The sequence below is a fragment of the Methanoculleus taiwanensis genome (assembly GCF_004102725.1).
GTDB lineage: Archaea > Halobacteriota > Methanomicrobia > Methanomicrobiales > Methanoculleaceae > Methanoculleus_A > Methanoculleus_A taiwanensis.
This window is the reverse complement of sequence record NZ_LHQS01000002.1, coordinates 1,151,222-1,167,856: the sequence shown is the minus strand read 5'-3', so window position 1 is coordinate 1,167,856 and position 16,635 is coordinate 1,151,222. Positions and strand designations below refer to the sequence as shown.

General features: G+C 60.6%; 13 protein-coding genes. 2 read left to right on the top strand and 11 right to left on the bottom strand.

The window, feature by feature from the left end; all coding sequences use genetic code 11:
- Positions 1-11: 11 nt before the first annotated feature.
- The 4 genes from ABH15_RS10370 to ABH15_RS10355 form a co-directional block, all read right to left on the bottom strand.
- Positions 12-3,806 (bottom strand): bifunctional RecB family nuclease/DEAD/DEAH box helicase, encoded by a 3,795-nt coding sequence (locus tag ABH15_RS10370; protein WP_128694254.1) that lies wholly within the window; start codon positions 3,804-3,806, stop codon positions 12-14.
- Positions 3,807-3,957: 151 nt separating this feature from the next.
- On the bottom strand, positions 3,958-4,179 hold the full coding sequence (locus ABH15_RS10365; protein ID WP_128694253.1) for a hypothetical protein: 222 nt from the start codon (positions 4,177-4,179) through the stop codon (positions 3,958-3,960).
- A 107-nt stretch (positions 4,180-4,286) separates the two neighbouring features.
- Positions 4,287-4,982 carry a 2'-5' RNA ligase family protein gene (locus tag ABH15_RS10360; protein ID WP_164913725.1) on the bottom strand — a complete coding sequence of 232 codons (696 nt, stop codon included), beginning with the start codon at positions 4,980-4,982 and terminating at the stop codon, positions 4,287-4,289.
- A gap of 200 nt (positions 4,983-5,182) precedes the next feature.
- On the bottom strand, positions 5,183-6,067 hold the full coding sequence (locus ABH15_RS10355; RefSeq protein WP_128694251.1) for a cation diffusion facilitator family transporter: 885 nt from the start codon (positions 6,065-6,067) through the stop codon (positions 5,183-5,185).
- Between the two features lie 194 nt (positions 6,068-6,261).
- Between ABH15_RS10355 and ABH15_RS10350 the strand changes: the two genes are divergently transcribed.
- Together ABH15_RS10350 and ABH15_RS10345 are read left to right on the top strand one after the other, a co-directional pair.
- Positions 6,262-7,980: a PAS domain S-box protein gene (locus tag ABH15_RS10350; protein ID WP_128694250.1), complete on the top strand. Its 1,719-nt coding sequence runs from the start codon at positions 6,262-6,264 to the stop codon at positions 7,978-7,980.
- Positions 7,981-8,077: 97 nt separating this feature from the next.
- Entirely contained in the window at positions 8,078-8,359 is a 282-nt protein-coding gene (locus ABH15_RS10345; protein ID WP_128694249.1) for an ATP cone domain-containing protein, read from the top strand.
- A 309-nt stretch (positions 8,360-8,668) separates the two neighbouring features.
- On the opposite strand, the gene ABH15_RS10340 is transcribed toward ABH15_RS10345, so the two are convergent.
- The 7 genes from ABH15_RS10340 to ABH15_RS10310 all read right to left on the bottom strand — a co-directional run bounded on the left by ABH15_RS10340 (position 8,669) and on the right by ABH15_RS10310 (position 16,564).
- A complete protein-coding gene (locus ABH15_RS10340) occupies positions 8,669-9,775 on the bottom strand; it encodes an FIST signal transduction protein (protein WP_128694248.1) in 1,107 nt (368 codons plus the stop codon).
- Between the two features lie 13 nt (positions 9,776-9,788).
- The gene (locus ABH15_RS10335) at positions 9,789-9,968 is read right to left on the bottom strand and encodes a hypothetical protein (RefSeq protein WP_206633444.1); all 180 of its coding nucleotides are present in this window, start codon (positions 9,966-9,968) and stop codon (positions 9,789-9,791) included.
- Between the two features lie 301 nt (positions 9,969-10,269).
- The gene (locus tag ABH15_RS10330) at positions 10,270-11,880 is read right to left on the bottom strand and encodes a sodium:solute symporter family protein (RefSeq protein WP_128694246.1); all 1,611 of its coding nucleotides are present in this window, start codon (positions 11,878-11,880) and stop codon (positions 10,270-10,272) included.
- Between the two features lie 207 nt (positions 11,881-12,087).
- Complete coding sequence (ilvN, locus tag ABH15_RS10325) at positions 12,088-12,591, bottom strand: acetolactate synthase small subunit (protein WP_128694245.1); 504 nt, start codon at positions 12,589-12,591, stop codon at positions 12,088-12,090.
- Entirely contained in the window at positions 12,588-14,264 is a 1,677-nt protein-coding gene (gene ilvB / locus ABH15_RS10320; RefSeq protein ID WP_128694244.1) for a biosynthetic-type acetolactate synthase large subunit, read from the bottom strand. Before ilvB ends, ilvN begins: the two co-directional genes overlap by 4 nt.
- A complete protein-coding gene (locus ABH15_RS10315) occupies positions 14,236-15,780 on the bottom strand; it encodes a 2-isopropylmalate synthase (protein WP_338323530.1) in 1,545 nt (514 codons plus the stop codon). The genes ilvB and ABH15_RS10315 overlap by 29 nt, the downstream gene beginning before the upstream one ends.
- Positions 15,781-15,883: 103 nt before the next feature.
- Positions 15,884-16,564 (bottom strand): DUF4013 domain-containing protein, encoded by a 681-nt coding sequence (locus ABH15_RS10310; protein WP_128694243.1) that lies wholly within the window; start codon positions 16,562-16,564, stop codon positions 15,884-15,886.
- Positions 16,565-16,635 lie beyond the last annotated feature (71 nt).

Genomic DNA, 16,635 nt, shown 5'->3' with positions numbered 1-16,635 from the left:
AACGCGCCTGCTCACCCGTCTTCCCCGGACTCTGAAACCCGAAGCACCGTCAGTGAGGCGCCGGCCGCCCCCTCGATCCAGTCGAGGTCAAAGATCCGTTCTTCACCCCGCGTGCGGCAGAACTCCTGGAGGTCGAGCATATGCAGAAGGCCCAGAGAAGCTCTCTCGTTCTGCAGCAGATCGAGGGGCGGCTCGAGGAGCGGTCGCGGCAGGAAGACGATGCACTTCGACCGGCTCCGCGTCACCGAGACGTTCAGCCGGTTCCTGCTGTAGATGAACTCCGCCTCGGCAAGGGCCGTCTCGATATCGCTCACGCCGTAACTGATGATGACCGCATCGGCCTCCTGCCCCTGCATCTTATCGACCGTATCCACGAAAGGCTGGTACTGCCAGTCACGGATACCTGCAAGCAGGCTCCGGATGGCATGGATCTGGGCGTGGTGCGGACTGACGACGAAGAGGCCCTGCCGCCAGAAACGATAATCGCCGTCTTCCGTTGCAGGATAGGGTGCACCGGTGGCGGGATCCGCAAGCCGCTCCCGGAGCCCGGAGGTCAGATGCGCGACCAGCTCCGCTTCTATCCGGTTTTCAACCGTTGTCCTGACGTTCTCAAGGACGCAGAGCACCAGGGGATACGTGGGATCGAGGATCCAGTGGGCGAGCTCCCTGCCGGGCGACGCCGGCGGCTCGCCCGGGAGGAGGGAGAGCTGCTGCCGGCCGATTGCTTCGGTCGCAGGAGCGTAGCCGGAGCCGTAGAGCGTCTCCGCCGGGAACAGCGAGAGGGTGGCGTTCATCCGCCAGTTTTCGAGGAGCTGGCAGGTGTAGACCGGACTCGCCGGGTCGTCCCGGTGGCGGAGGTAGGCAAAGATCGAGTCTTCAAGCCCCGGCAGCCCGTCGTCGGGGACGGGATACCCCCCGAGCACGATAGGGGGGAGCTGCAGGTCGTCCCCGGCAAGAATCAATCGCCCCTCTTCGCCGAGAGCCGTGATCACGAGAGCCAGCTCGGCCGGTTTCATCTGCGAGGCCTCGTCGACGATGAGGATATCGAGGGACGGGAGGAACTTCTCGAGCCTCCCGAAGCTATGCACCGTCCCGCCGAGGACGAGGGCAGGGTAGTCGACGACGCTCTCGACCCGGTCGTGGGGGAGTGCCTGCAGGCAGCGCTCCCCTTTGGGTGTCCGCAGGTCGCGGAGTTTATACAGGGGAAGTTCGGCGGCGAGGCCGTACTCGTCGATCGACTCCTGCATCTTGACGAGCAGGTTCTCGATTGCGGCGTGGGTGAAGGCCGTCACCCCCACCCGGACACGCCTCCCATGTACTCTTCTCGCCTTGACGAGCGCAAGGACGGCGGCAGCGAGGAAATGTGTCTTCCCGGTCCCCGGAGGACCCCAGACCAGGGTGAGGCGGCTTGCGAGCATCTTCTCAAACGCCCTCGCCTGGCTCGGCGTGAATCCGGCTTTTTTTGCGAGCAGACCGGCCTCTCTTCTGATCGCTTCGGGTTCGGAGACCTGACCGGCAAACGAGTGCGGGTCGGAGAGGAGGCGGAGGAAGGCGTTATCCGCCTCCGCATCGAGCTCGAGGAGGCGCTCCCGGTACCGCTTCGCCGTAAAATCGGTGAACCGGGGATGCAGCACCGCCTCGTCGCCCTCGGAGAAGGGTGCGTGGCCACGGCCGTACCCCACCTCGAGGGCAAACCCCTTGAGCAGGCCTGCTTTCCGGTCGACGATTGTGTCCTGAACCCTCGCAAAACAGACGCCGCTCTTTCCCGGGTTCATGCTGTCCCGGTAGCGGGGGTCGTCGAAACCCGCCTGCGCCTCTTCGCCCGCGTCGCCATTCGGCACGAGAAGGTAACTGAACGTCGCCGACTGCTCGAAGAGCAGACTATCGATCGGGCTCTGCACCTTCCAGAAGTTCCCTATGCTCTTTTGGACGGGTATGCTGATCCCGTCACGCACCCGTGCAGCCCACGGCCTGCTCCGGAGTTCCTGCACCCGCAGGGCACCGAGTGCGGATTCATACTCCATGATGAAGAGGAGGCGCGATATCTCGGGATTGGAGACGTCCCACGGGCGGGGAAACCGGAAGTTCGCCGGCCACCGCACGAGACCTCCCCGCACCCGCTCACGGAGACCGTCGAGCAGGCTCCCGGTCGCGAGCAGGCGGCGGGAGAGTTCGCTGCGGATCCATTCGAGAGCCTCCGCCCGTCTCCCGCCCCATGCCATGACGATCGCATCGCCCTTGAGCGCATTGCCGTGGTCGTGCCAGAAAAGGCTTCCCGGGTTCAGTTCGAAGGCAAACCGCGAACTCTGCAGCTCCTGGAGAACCTCGGGCATTCGGAGAGAGAACGGAACCGGGAGCGCGAGCAGTCGCCGGATCTCCCGCGTCAGGACGACGAGCGGGTAGGCGACCGGGGTGTTCGGATGGTTCTGTCCGTCGGCCATCCCGGCATCCTGGTAGTAGAAGCGAAGCCGTAGGGCATCGGCCGCGGCGCCGGGGTCATTGAGCGCATCGGCGAGCAGACGAGAGAAGAGATCCGCTTCGTAGGTGTCGTAGACGTAGGTCTGCACCGACTTCTGGTCTGCCCATTCACGCGGCCGGTTATAGTCGTGGACGGCCTCTAGCTCGCCGGCGAGCGCCCGGATGAACTCTCGCTGCACCCGCACGCAGTCGTCGGGGTCTTCTGCAACGAAGAGAGCCTCGCGGGACGGCGATCCGTAGACCGCATCGCCCTTGAACCGGCGAAAACCCGCGGCATAGATCCGCCCCGAGACGGGATCGCGCTGGAGGGTCAGAGTAATGCCGATATCCTCGTACACCGGGAGTGCACGGGAGGTCCCCTCAAGGGGGATCGTCAGGCCGGTCTCGAGCGCCTGCACGATCGCTGAGAGGCGGCTCTGCTGGTGTGCGAGCGAACCGCAGATCTTCAGGTGCAGGTCGCTCCCGGGAGCATCGAGAAATCGCGACAGGTCGGGGAGGGTCGTGACGCCGAGGTCGTCCCGGAGGTACCGGCACGCGGCGGTCGAGAGGTCGGGGATGAGCGAGACCGATCGACGTGAGGTTGCTTCCGCCCGGCAGCTCCCGGAGAACTCGCAGGACTCGCATCGGGAGGTGAGGTGCCAGGAGACCTCGTCCGGTGGAGCCGCAAGGATCGCGGGAAGGCGGAAACGGAGGAACTCCTCGAGCACTCTGATATTCAGGGAGAGATCGAATGTCTCCGGTTCGTCCCGGTCGTAGAGCCAGATCCCTGCCCGGCAGAGGTCGACCTTGCGATCGATCCCGAGCAGGGTCAGGGCGTGGTCGAGGAAGAGGGCATACAGCGTCGCCTGGATGCGATGGCTGATGCTGAGTTCCTCGCTCGCCTTGATGTCGATGACCCGGAGCATGGTTCCGTCACGCACCACCAGGTCGGGGCGGCATGGGGCGAACCGGTGCAGTTCAGGGTCGAGCCCGTACTTCTGCAGGAAGTGGATCGAGACCGGAATGGTAGGCTGGTAGAGCGCTTCACCGGGCGCGAGATCGGGGAGCAGTGCGAAGCTCTCCTCGATAGAGAACGAACGTTCGGCGAGCGCGCCGGCTCCTCCGGGAACCCTGACCCTGCCTGCAAGGCTGGTGCGGATCACCTGCTCCTCCCACGAGATCCCCGCATCGAGGAGTGCCGCCGTCACCGGGCTCGTATCGGGAAGGAGTACGGGGATGCCGGATGCCTCGCGCTCCTGCTCCGGGGTCGCATGGTAGCGGAGGTAGCGGTCGCAGTCGTGGTAGAAGTACCGCCCGATAAGCGATGGACTGAGGTTGAACCTGACCATGATGAATCACGTATGCGGCTGAGCGGAGGAACGCTGAATGAGAACAGTATTCGAGGGGTGGGGAGAAAACAGTTGTTGACGGCATCCGCCGCGGGTATGCAATCGGTCGGGCTTCCGACACGTCACGGTTCGCGGAAGAGAGCGATCGGGTTCATTTCTTCCCCTGCCGCTTTGCTATACGGTGTTCCTGGTATGTTGCAACTGTCTTCTCTTCCATCGTCGTCTGTTCGTCAGGGGCTTCCGGCGGTAGATTGCTTTCGGGTGACCTTTCGTCGATATCTTTCGGCACCGGATCGTAGACAGTATCCGTTCCTTTCTCTTCGAACGGAATCTCGGGATCCGGCCGCTTCCGATCTCGCGTCTCTTTTGCCATGGCAATCACATCCTCCCCCCGGGGAGGCCGTATCGGCGGTCGCGGGAGACTATACCGAACCTGGCATTTAACCGTCCCGGCGCCCGTCGCCACCCTGCGTTTGACCATCACCTGGACGGTTGCACGGGCTGCAGAGCCGTCCCTCTCCGGTACGCTTCCTCTGTCTTTGCCCACTCGACCTTCGAGTACATCTCGTTCCCGGTAAGCCACTGTCTCCGGGGAAGGTCGTACTCGGCATAGATGCGCATATTCTTCCCGAGTGTCACCCGCACGACATCAAAGGTCGTCTGCGGCGGGCGGAGCTTCCGGTGACGCTGCAGTTCCTCCCAGAGCAGGTCCGCCTCACGCTGGTGGAGGTGCCGTGCGATCGTAATATGCAGCGCTTTCTCCTCAGGATACAGGTCTGTCCGGTTCTCGGCCTGCGCGATAGGGATGTTCGGCGGGAAGACCGAGAAATGAAAGAGCCTCCTCGAGAGAGGGTGCCAGAACCCGATAAGAGCGCGCGAGGGAATGACCCGGTGTGCGATGGCCTGGTTCTGTACGGAATGGTTGGTGAGCCGGATGAACCCGTCGACGCTGACCGTGAGGTGATCGAACGGTTCGGCCGCATCTTCGATGGCTGCCTTAAGTCTCTCCTCCGAGAAGTTCGCTCGAGGCCAGAAATGGCTGACCAGGGTGATGTGCGGGTACCACTGGATCTGGCTGGTCAGCCGGAAGGCGCCCGCTATCTCGCGGGCAATTTTGGTAAACCTCCCGTCATGCATCGTAATATGCAGGTTGTAGCAGTCAGGCCACGGGGGCATCGGCATGCGATTGCTCTTCCTGGTTCAAGAATCTTTTTCATGCCGGCCCCTGCCCTTCCGACCTGAGCGTTCCGGAGCCGGAACCGCGCCTGCCGGATGAGTTTTCCCTCCTGAAAGCCCGCCTGCAGTACCGTGGACAAAGAAACGTGGATGGTCGACATTTGGGCAGTCAGCCTGAAACTATGCTGTCCCTATGCCGGTCAGTACTCCTCCCGGACAGGGCACTGCTCCCCCTCCCGTTCAATTTCTACCGTTGCGTGAGAGACCCCGAGCCCGGCGGCCGCCTCCTTCACCCGGCACTTAATCTCCTGCAGTTCGTCGTATGCCCCGTCCCCGCCGACCACGATATGGGTGGTCAGAATGTGGTGTTCACCGTCGAGCGACCAGAGGTGGGTGTCGTGGATGCCGAGAACACCGGGCACGCCGGTGAGCACAGTCCTGACCTCGTTGAGGGTGATCGTCGGCGGCACACCCTGGAGAAAGATCACGACCGTCTTACGGAGGTTTTTGCCGACGTTCCAGAGGACGAAGAGCGCGATCAGCACCGAGAGGATCGGGTCGAGAACCGGCAGATCACGGAAAAGCAGGACGGTGCTCACGATGAGTACCGCGACCCATCCCATGACGTCTTCGAGAAGGTGCCAGGCCACCGCCTGCTCATTGAGCGTCTTTCCACCCCGGACGCGGAGTGCCGCCGCCCCGTTTGCCGCAATCCCGATGAGAGCGAATACGAACATTCCGCCGGCATCGGGCATCTCGGGCGCGAGTATCCGGGGAACAGCCAGGGCAAGGATGGTGATCGATCCGATCACGAGGATGACGGCGTTGATGAGCGCCGCAAGAAGCGAGAAACGCCGGTAGCCGTACGAGAAGGCTGAAGTCCGCTCCCGGCGGGCAACCCGTTCGAAGAACCAGGAGAGGCCGAGGGAGAAGGAGTCCCCGAGGTCGTGCAGCGCGTCGGCCGTGATCGCAAGACTCCCGGTATATGCCCCGCCGATAAATTCGAGGAGCGTAAAGGAGAGGTTTAAGAAGAAAGCTGTCCGGATATTCCGTTCGCTGCGGTCTTCCCGGGGTTCCGGGGGCATAACCCCTCAATCTGCCGATCTGCAGAAAAACATTTGCCTGCCCGGTAGATCGCTGGAATCCCGGGTTAGCGGAGAGATTCCTGTCAGGCTGACGGCCCTATGTCAGGTAAGCATCCGGCCGGGAGACATAACAGCAAAAGTTTTTCGTCCGGGGATCAATCTTACTGGACAAGCGTTCCGGCACTATTGAAACCATGACATCCACCGATCGACCCGACACACTGCTCTTCACTGTGGCAGCTGATGACCTGGACGATGCCGTCCTGATACTCGACGAAGAGCGGCGAATATGCGGGATGAACAGAGCCCTGCAGAATCTCCTTCGGATCAGGCAGGAGGAGGTTATCGGAGCGGATGCCCTTGCATTTATCAGAGGTGCCTTTGCACCGCTGCCCGGGGATGCACAGGCGCAGTGCATTACGGACGCCCTCTCGGGGGGAGAGGAGCCGGAACCGATCACCTGCCGGATACGAAACTTAGCCGGCACCGGACGATTCGTCTCCGTCACCGTTCATCCCCGGAGAGGCGGGCACCAGGCCGTCCTGATCCGCGATGTCACCGATACGGAGCACGCTCGATATGTTAAGACCGCACTTGATCACTCACCGGTGGTCGTCTTTACGCAGGATATGGATCTCCGCTACACCTGGTCGTACAACCAGCAGTTCGGGCTGACCGACACCGCGATGATCGGGAAGACTGACGGCGAGATCTTCTCACCGGAGGATGCCGCCCGGCTGACTGCGCTCAAACAGCGGGTGCTCACGACCGGTGATGTTATTCACGAGAATGTCTCCCTCAGCATCGGCGGTGTCCTGCATATCCGGGAGATGACGCTCGAACCCCTTCGCGATGCACGGGCGAGGCTCGTCGGCATCGCAGGCGTGGCGTATGACGTCACCGAACAGCAGAAGAACGAGTGCGCTCTCAAAGAGAGCGAGGATCGGTTCCGCGGCATCTTCGAGAATGTAGGCATCGGCATCGTGCTTGTGGATCTGGACGGGCATATCCTCGAATGCAATCAGGTCTTCCATGCGATGCTTGGGTATACCCCGGGGGAACTTGCAGAAATGAACTTAAACGAGATCATCCATCCGGACGATCTCGCAGCAAGCCTGGTTCGCTACACGGCAATGCGTGCCGGGGATCTTGAGCGGTTCCGGAGCGAAAAGCGGTACGTCACGAAAGACGGCCGTGTCATCTGGGGACGCCTCTCCGCCTCGCTTTTGCGGGATGCGACCGGCAGGCCGTACCGCACCATCGGCACGGTTGAAGATATCACCGAACGGAAACGGATGGAGAACGATCTTGCTTACCATGCGTATCTCCTCGACCGGGTGAACGATGCGGTCATAGCCACCGATGAGCGTTTTAACGTGACGGCGTGGAACCGTGCCGCCGAAGAGATGTACGGCTGGAGCGCGGACGAGGTGCGCGGACACTGTATATCGGATGTCATTCGCCCGGAGAATCCCGATACCGGGCCAAAAGAGATCTTCGATGCTGCGATAACAACCGGGCAGCACCGGACCGAGACCGTGCACCACCACCGGGACGGTAAGCCGATTCATATCGAGTCGAGTATCACCCCGCTCTTTGATGCCCGGGGTCACGTAACCGGATACATAACCGTCAACCGGGATATCCTCGAACGCAAGCTGGCCGAGATGATTAAGAAGAAGGCTTTCGACCAGATCGAGCAGAATATGGAACAGTTCGCGATCCTCGGCGACCACGTCCGCCACCCCCTTCAGGTGATCCTGTCACGAGCGGATCTCCTCGAAGACGAGGTTGTGGCGGAGAGGATCCGCGAGCAGGTCGTCAGGATCAACGACCTGATCCGGCAACTCGATCAGGGCTGGGTCGAGTCGAGTAAAATCCGGGAGTTCCTCCGAAGAAACGAGCTGGTTTGAAGCCTGCCGGCCAATCACGGTTCGGCAGCAGCCAGGACGTATCACCGAAAATGCTATCTTCCCGCAGAACCCGACGGCAGCGCGGGGGGTATACCCGATGGTTGACGTCGTCAAGCGAGATGGAAGGAGGGAGCCGTTCGTTCCCGAAAAGATCACGGTCAGCGCCGTGAAGGCCGGCGCACCGCTCGAAGATGCCCGTCGGATTGCACAGGGTGTAGAGCGGGCAGCGCACGATGGAATCTCGACGGATGAGATTCGGCGCCGTGTGCTCGAACAGCTCCGCGATCAGAATGCAGGGTGGGAGCAGAACTGGCTGGTCTATGACCGGGCCGTGAAGAAACGGAAGGCCGCAGAGATCCCGCAGCCGGTTGCCCGGTGATCCCCGTTTTCCATTATCATTTTTGCGCATCCTGCTACCTGACGGCATATCCTATTCGGGGCTGCCGACAGTGCCGCTCACGAACTGAACGAGATGGCCTGCCGCCTCAAGGTGATGATGCAGCGTTTTACGGTCTGAAACGGCGATGGAGTGATGGTTGGGGTGATAGATCTCGGGAGCAGAGACGGATGGCTTTTTCACCCGATGGAAAACTCCTTTTTGTAGCGGCCGGTCGTGCCATCGGGTTGCCGCCATTCGGGTTCACTTCAGGAAATTCGAGGGTGGCGGGGTGCAATTCATCAAAAAAGGTTAGTGGAAGACGAGCATCGTCGCCGTCTGATTGATGTGCCCGATGTACTCTTCCCCATAGGTGCTGAACCCGATCGCCGGGATATCCGAGAAGAGCGATCCGTATGCGGCGGAAAGCCCCCTATCTTCGAGGTCGAGCGTCCTGAGGATGCAGTTGAAGTTGATGAGCGCGGAGATGCCGCCGAGTTTCTGCAGTTTTTCCTGCACCGCAGCTCTGGTGTCGGCAACGATATCCGTCGACTCAAGTACCGCGAGGTCGACCCCCTCTTTGACATTACAGTAGAAGAAGACGCTCTCTCCCGATACCTGCCGCGGACTGCGGACAAAGATATCGTCGCCTGCGAGGAGCCCGACGGGGTGCTGCATGAAGTGTGCCGCCAGATCGTCGGGAGAGACCCCGAGGGCTTCTGCGTAGGCAACAGAGGCCGGTTTTCCGTTGAACTCGAGCACTTCCCGCGCCTCTTCATTCACCTTTGTCGGAAGAAGCGTCGTATCCATGGCGATGAAACTCTGCGTTTTGATGAGGTCGAACTCCGTCGCAGGTTTCAGGAGCGCCAGCACGGCGGCATTCGTGTACGCCTTCCCATCGGCGAAGACATACGTTGATGCAAACCGGAGATCATCGCCGGCAGACCCGCCGACGAAGAGCAGATTGGTCAGGTCGCCGATCCTGTCCATTGTCCTCTCCTCGGCACCGGAAAGGCCGTCAATGAGAATGATGCCAACGTATTTTGTAAAATCGAGTTCTGTCATTGGCTGGCCGTAATAGGACTCGAACTCCGAGAAGACAGTTCTTATTCCTTCAGGATTCGAGAGATCGCGGACGACGCCCACCTTAAGGTCTTCGATAATGCGGTCGTTTAGCGCCATTGCCACGATAGACCCTTTCAGCAGAGAGCCGTTTCCTATCTCGCCTGCAGTTGTACAGCCGAAGACCGGCAGATCGCCGAAGGCGTCTTTCATTGCTCCGGCCAGAGAGCCGGGCTCGTAGCCTGATGAAGCGAAGAAAAGCAGCATTTTCGGTTTGAAATCGCCGCACTGTTCTTTCAGGTCGTTCACAGCATCATTGACGGACGGTTTGGTTGTCGAAAGAGTAATTGCATTCATGCTCTGGCTCCACCTATAGTGTTATTCCCATATCCTTTGCTATTACCTTCAGCTCTGCAATCTTAGCCGGATCATCTTCGGACGTAGCCGTATACTTGTCTGGATTAAAACCTTTGATGACGAGCTTTGTACGGGTCGTATTTTCCAGCACCGGATTGCCGTTTGCACGTTCCCGGATGATTGTTTCGATCATGCGTTTGATCTGACCTGCCACCGGTATTCACCGATTAGAGTAAGTATCGCAGCGCTAAATTAAGGTTTCTAAATTTTCAGGGGAAATAAACGAGTTAATTATATTTTTAACGTCGTGTCATCTCGTTCGATAGCAAAAGGGTTTATCCGGAGTGCCTTTCTGTTTCTCATTCTCCGTACCCGTTTGAACCGGACGCTTCCCGGGCATGCCGTTCTCCCGCACGGCCGGAAGCGGCTTTTCGGGATGCAGTGGGCGTCGTGCCGCTGGCATGAAGGAGTTGTCGGTAGGAAAAAAGTGGTGTTTATTCTCTCTCCCGGATCTCTTCATCGAGCTCCGGCAGAGGTTCGATCCGGGAGACGGCAGCAGGTCCCGGGGAGGGGAGGGGAATGCCGGCGGGCCGTGGCTGGATGAACCACCCGGTCATGGTCTCCTCAAGGACGGTATCGCTGTTCTTCCGGGTCAGCAGGCTGACGACGATCATGGTCGCGATTGAAATAATCAGGGCGTAGAGGCTGAAGTGAACGGGGAGTTTCGCCACGAACTGGTGCCAGTAGCCGAAGAGGGCGGCGGAGACGAGGCCGAGCGCCATGCTGGCGATGGCTCCCTGTGCGGTTGCGCCCCGCCAGTACAGACCGGCCAGAAGCGGGACTGCAAAGGTTGCGAGCATGACCCCGATTCCCATCCAGATCAGCCATGCCAGCATCGGCGGCGGGCTGACAGCAAGCCAGAGGGTTCCGCCTGCTGCGATGATGACGGCAACCTTCGAGACGAGGAGCACCTCCTTGTCGGGTGCGGACGGCCGGAGGATATTCTTGTAGATGTCCCAGGCAAACATCGTCCCGACGGTCAGCATCAGGCGGTCGGTCGTGGACATGACGGCTGCAAGGACGATGACGGCGAAGAGCGCCCATAGCGCAACACTCGGCATCGCAAACTCCACGCCTGATATGAACGCGAAGTCCTGGGCGTTGACCGTGTTCGGGAGCACTATCGTTCCTTCTTCGACGAGGGAGCGGACTGCAAACCCGGCGAACTTCACAAGGAACATGACGACGGCGTAGATGACGAAGGCGACGAGCGGCGCCCACCGGAAGTACTTATCCTCTTTTGCTGCGAGAACGTTGTTGATGACGTGGGGCGCACAGGCAAGCCCGACGGTCAACAGAATCCCGAACGAGAAGAGGAACTCCGGCGTGGCGTAGGCGTAGGGTGCGTAGGCCGGCGACGGGTACCAGGGCTGGACGAAGTTCGGATCGACGCCGGCAAGCACCACGTTGATATGCTCAAGCCCCCCTGCGGCGAGCACCACGAGCGGCGCCATCACGACGACCCCGATGATCAGGATGCCGCCCTGCACCAGGGTCGTCCAGGAGACGGCGTAGAGTCCTCCGACGACCGTGTAGGCGGTGATGATAACGCCGGAGATGATAAGCGCCCAGGTATGCGGGATCTCAAAAAGCCAGACGAGGACGATACTGATCGCCGTGTACTGGCCGATCAGGTAGATGAGCGAGACGACGATGCCGGCAACGGCGGAAAGCCCGCGGAGCGCCCCTGGACTTTCGAACCGATGGGCGAGGTAGTCCTGTACGGTGAGGTATCCGTGGGATTTTCCGACATGGTGGAGCTTGACGCCGAAGGCGATGATACAGAAGGCTGCAGCAAGCGGGACGAAGATCTGTTCCCAGATCCCCGGCCATCCTGATGCAAATCCGAACCCGCTGACCCCGAGAAGGGTCATTCCGCTGCAGATGGAGCAGACGATAAGAATGGTGAAGACCCAGAACCCGAGCGACCTGCCTGCAAGAATGTAGTCCTCGGTGTTATGGATCTTCCCTGATGCCCAGCTGCCGATGCCAATCAGGATGATGAAGTAGAGTGCTATCAGCCCGAGGGTTATCGGATCGATCATCAGCACCCCGCCTCCTTAAAATTCAGCCCCCAGAGGAAGAGCAGGACGGTCAAGGCGACGAATGCTCCGCTTACCGCGAGAACCGTCTCGAGAGGAAGACCAAGAATCATACTGCGCTATATGTTAGCATGCTACATATTAACATGATCGTTCCGCTTACACGCCGGCACCTGGACGGCATCGGGAGAAAAGAGTGGGGGGACTTTATTATTTTGCGCTCTTGACGGTCTTTGAGCCGCGGAGCATGGCGATTTTGCCCGTCCTGACGAGCTCTTTGATACCGTACTGGCGCAGCAGCGTCTCGAGCGCATCGATCTTGCTGGTATTGCCGACGACCTGCAGGAGCAGCGTCTTCGTGCCGACATCGACGATCTGCGCCCGGAAGATATCGGCTATCTGCATGATCTCCGCACGGGACGTGCCCGGTTCTGCGGCCACTTTGATCAGGGCGAGCTCCCGGTCGACGCTCTCGCGTTCGGTGATATCGGAGACCTTGATCACCTCGATGAGCTTGTTCGCCTGCTTCATCACCTGCTCTATCTGGACGTCGTCGCCGTTCACGACGATGGTGATCCGGCTCATATTCGGCTCTTCGCAGGTCCCAACGGCAAGGCTCTCGATGTTGAAGCCCCGCCGTGAGAACATCCCGGCGACGCGGGAGAGGACGCCTGCCCGGTTCTCGACGAGCACGCTGAGTGTATGCGACTTCATTTCCGGTGCACCCCGATCATCTCGTTGATGGCAGCTCCTGCAGGTGCCATCGGGAATACGTTCTCCTCGCGTTCGATCCGGAAGTCGAGGACGAACGGGCCGTCGGTCGTAAGCGCCGTCTCAAGCGCCTCGCGGACGGCCTCCTTCTCTTCGACCCTGATGCCGTCGATGCCGTATGCCTGTGCTATCTTGACGAAATCGACTGGCGGCAGCTCCGTGTATGAGTAGCGGCGGTCGTAGAAGAGCTCCTGCCACTGCCGCACCATCCCGAGGTACATGTTGTTTAAGACGACGACCTTCACCGGGATGTCGTACTGGGCGACCGTCCCGAGCTCCTGGATGTTCATCTGGAAACTGCCGTCGCCGGCGATATCGACGACGGGCATATCCGGGCGGGCGTAATGCGCACCGATTGCGGCGGGAAAGCCGTAGCCCATCGTGCCGAGCCCGCCGGAGGTGAGCCAGGTCCGCGGTTTTGTGAAGCAGTAGTGAAGCGCCGTCCACATCTGGTTCTGCCCGACCTCGCTGACGACTATCCCCTCTCCTTTCAGGATATCGGAGAGCTGGCGGATGATATACTGCGGCCGGAGATTGTCGTCGTCGGGGAACCCGATCGGATAGCGTTTCTTCCAGTCCGCAACCCGGGTTCGCCACCCGTTCGTCTCACCGTGCTTCTGCATCCGCTCGAGCATCGCCTGGAGGACCATCCGGACATCGCCGACGATCGGAACGTCGACGGGCTTGTTCTTCCCGATCTCGGCGGGATCGATATCGATGTGAACGATCGTCGCGTTCGGGGCGAACGCCTCGATCTTTCCGGTCACCCGGTCGTCGAAACGGACGCCGACGGCGAGGAGAAGGTCGCATTCGGTGATGGCATAGTTGGCTGCAGGAGTTCCGTGCATCCCGAGCATTCCGAGGTTCAGCGGGTGGTCGCAGGGAACACAACCGAGCCCCATCAGGGTGGTGGTCACCGGGATCGCCGCCCGTTCCGCGAACGCCACGAGTTCGGCCGAGGCGTTTGAGAGGACGACACCGCCGCCTGCGTAGATGACAGGCCGTGCAGCCTCCGCTATCAGGGAGAGGGCTTTGTCGATCTGCCGGACATGTCCCTGGTACGTGGGCTGGTAGCCGCGGAGGCATATCTCCGGAGGCAGCGGCCTCTCGGCCGTGACCTGATTTGTGGTAACGTCTTTCGGGAGATCGACGAGGACCGGCCCTGGCCTGCCGGTTCCGGCGACGTAGAACGCCTCCCGGATCACGCCGGCGAGGTCGGCACCGTTTTTCACCAGGTAGTTGTGTTTCGTGACCGGCATGGTGATTCCGGTGATATCCGACTCCTGGAACGCGTCGTTGCCGAGCATCCCCGTCGGAACCTGACCGGTAAGCGCGACGACGGGGACGGAGTCCATATACGCCGTAGCGATACCGGTCACGAGGTTGCATGCACCCGGACCGGAGGTGGCGAGGCATACACCTACCCGGCCGCTTGCGCGTGCATACCCGTCGGCTGCATGTGCCGCTGCCTGTTCGTGCCTCACCAGAATGTGCCGGATCGACGAGTCGTAGAGCTCGTCATAGATCGGCAGCACCGAGCCGCCGGGGTAGCCGAATATGGTATCCACCCCTTCGCGCTGCAGCGCTTCAATCAGTATCTTCGCTCCGGTTTTCATGCTCTTCCCGTAGTAGTCTGTTCATACCTGCGATAACTGCTTCGACGCTCGCCGTGATGATATCCGTCCGGGCACCACGGCTGGTCACGGTCTTTCCATCTTTCGAGAGTTTCACCGTCACGTCGACGAGGGCGTCCGTGCCGCCGACGATCGCGTCGACATGGTACTGTTCGAGCCTGACCGTGCCGACGGCGGCGACCGACCGCTGCAGTGCCCGGATGGCTGCATCGACGGGGCCGTTCCCGGTCGCGGCGCCGGTGATCTCTTCGCCCTGTACGAGCAGTGTCACCGATGCGGTCGGCATCGCGTTGCTCCCGGAGACGATCGTGAACTGGCGCAGCTCGATCGCCGGCGTATACTCGATCTCGAAGACGGCATCGGCGATCGTCATCATATCGGCGTCGGTGATCCGTTTCCCGGCGTCGCCGAGCTGCTTGATTCGACCGACGATCTCCGCGAGCTGGTGCGGGTCCGGGTGGTAGCCCATCTCGTGAAGGGCGGTCTCGACGGCCGCCGATCCCGAGTGCTTCCCGAGGACGATCCGCCTTTTGCGGCCGACATCTTCGGGTTTTATCGACTCGTACGTGGTCGCATCCCGCATTATCCCGTGGGCATGGATGCCGCTCTCGTGCGTGAAGGCCATCTCGCCGACGATCGGCTTGTTCGTGGCAAGCGGAACCCCGGTCAGCCGGGAGACGACGGTCGAGAGCTGGTAGAGTTTTCCGGTCTCGATACCGGTTCGCCTCCCATAGAGCACCTCGAGCGACATCACGAGCTCTTCAAACGCCGTGTTCCCCGCCCGCTCACCGAGGCCGTTGACGGTCGTGTGAGCGCACGTCGCCCCGGCACGGAGTGCTGCGACGGTGGTCGCGAGCGCAAACCCGAGGTCGTCGTGGCAGTGGATTGACAGGGGCGCCATGCAGAGCGGCGGTATCACCCCGGCAGCCCGTTCGGGTGTCAGGAGGCCGACGGTGTCGCAGAAGCAGAGCCGGTCGGCCCCACGCTCGATGCCTTCCCGGAAGAGCTCCCGGAGAAATTGCTGGTCTGCCCTCGACGCATCTTCACCGCTGAGTTCGACGATAAGCCCGCGGCTCTTCGCATACTCGACGGTGTTCCAGGCCATCTCGCAGACCTGCTCCCGGGTTTTCCGGAGTTTCTTCTCGATATGCAGGTCGCTCACCGGGACGACGAGGTGTACCGAATCCGCACCGTAGTCGGCGGCGAGATCGATATCCTGAGCAAGCGCCCGTACATAGGTGCAGCATTCGGCGGCAAGGCCTGCGTCGGAGATAAGCCGTATTGCCTCGCGTTCGCCGACGGATGCGGCTGCGGAGCCTGCCTCGATGACGTCGACGCCGATATCGGAGAGGTGCGATGCGATCTCGAGTTTCTCTGCCGGGGTCAGCGATACGCCCGGGGTCTGTTCACCATCACGTAGTGTGGTGTCAAAAAAGCGAATCCTCTTTCCTGATGAATCCTTACGGTCAAACGATCCGTGTAGCTTCGATTCACCCAATAAAACAATCACTCATGGTCGGTTGTCACCAGGAATAGATGCGCCGGAGATATACTTAAATGTTGAGCCCCCGCCCGCCCGGAGAAAAAAAGGAAAACGGGGTTTACGCCGGTGCAGGAGCGCTGTCGTAGATCAGAGTGATGTACCGGTAGGAGAAGACGACAAACGCCGGTGCCAGTATGAAGAGCAGCAGAATGCCGAGGATCGGGATCAGAAGCAGGACGAACTCGATGACCGCGACGACTATCCCGAGGATGACGAGGGCGACGAAGTAGGAGAGCCATCCGATCTCGCCGATATGCCGGGTGATGGCGCGGAGGTTGAACGCCTCGCCGAATCTGCCGGTACGGGCGTACCGGATGCCGCCGAAGTTGGCCATAAGACTGATCGCGATCGCAAGAAGGACGATGACGATCATCAGGATGACCGCAACGAGAGCTCCGAACGGGAGACCGGCGGAACCTACCGGGTCACCGGTCATGGCAGGCCCGCTCGTGACCGATGCCGGGATGAAATACAGCGCCAGGGAGATAAAGGCGATCAGGTAGATAGGGATAGCGTAGACGATATAGACCACGAGGAGGACAATGCCTTCGATGAACATCGAAACGAGATTGTCTGTCTCGGGAGCAGGTTTCGTGCCGCGCATGATCCGGACGGTATAGCCGTAGATCAGCGGGAAGACGATCGTCGAGATGAGGAGGATGAGCCACCTTCCCCAGTGACCCCAGAGAGCATCTTTTGTATACTCGTACGAGTCCTTGAGCATTGATACGAATTCCATGAGTATCACCGATTCTAATCTGATGAGAGAGTTAGTTTCGGCTTTAATATAGTTTTCCAAAACAATGGGGA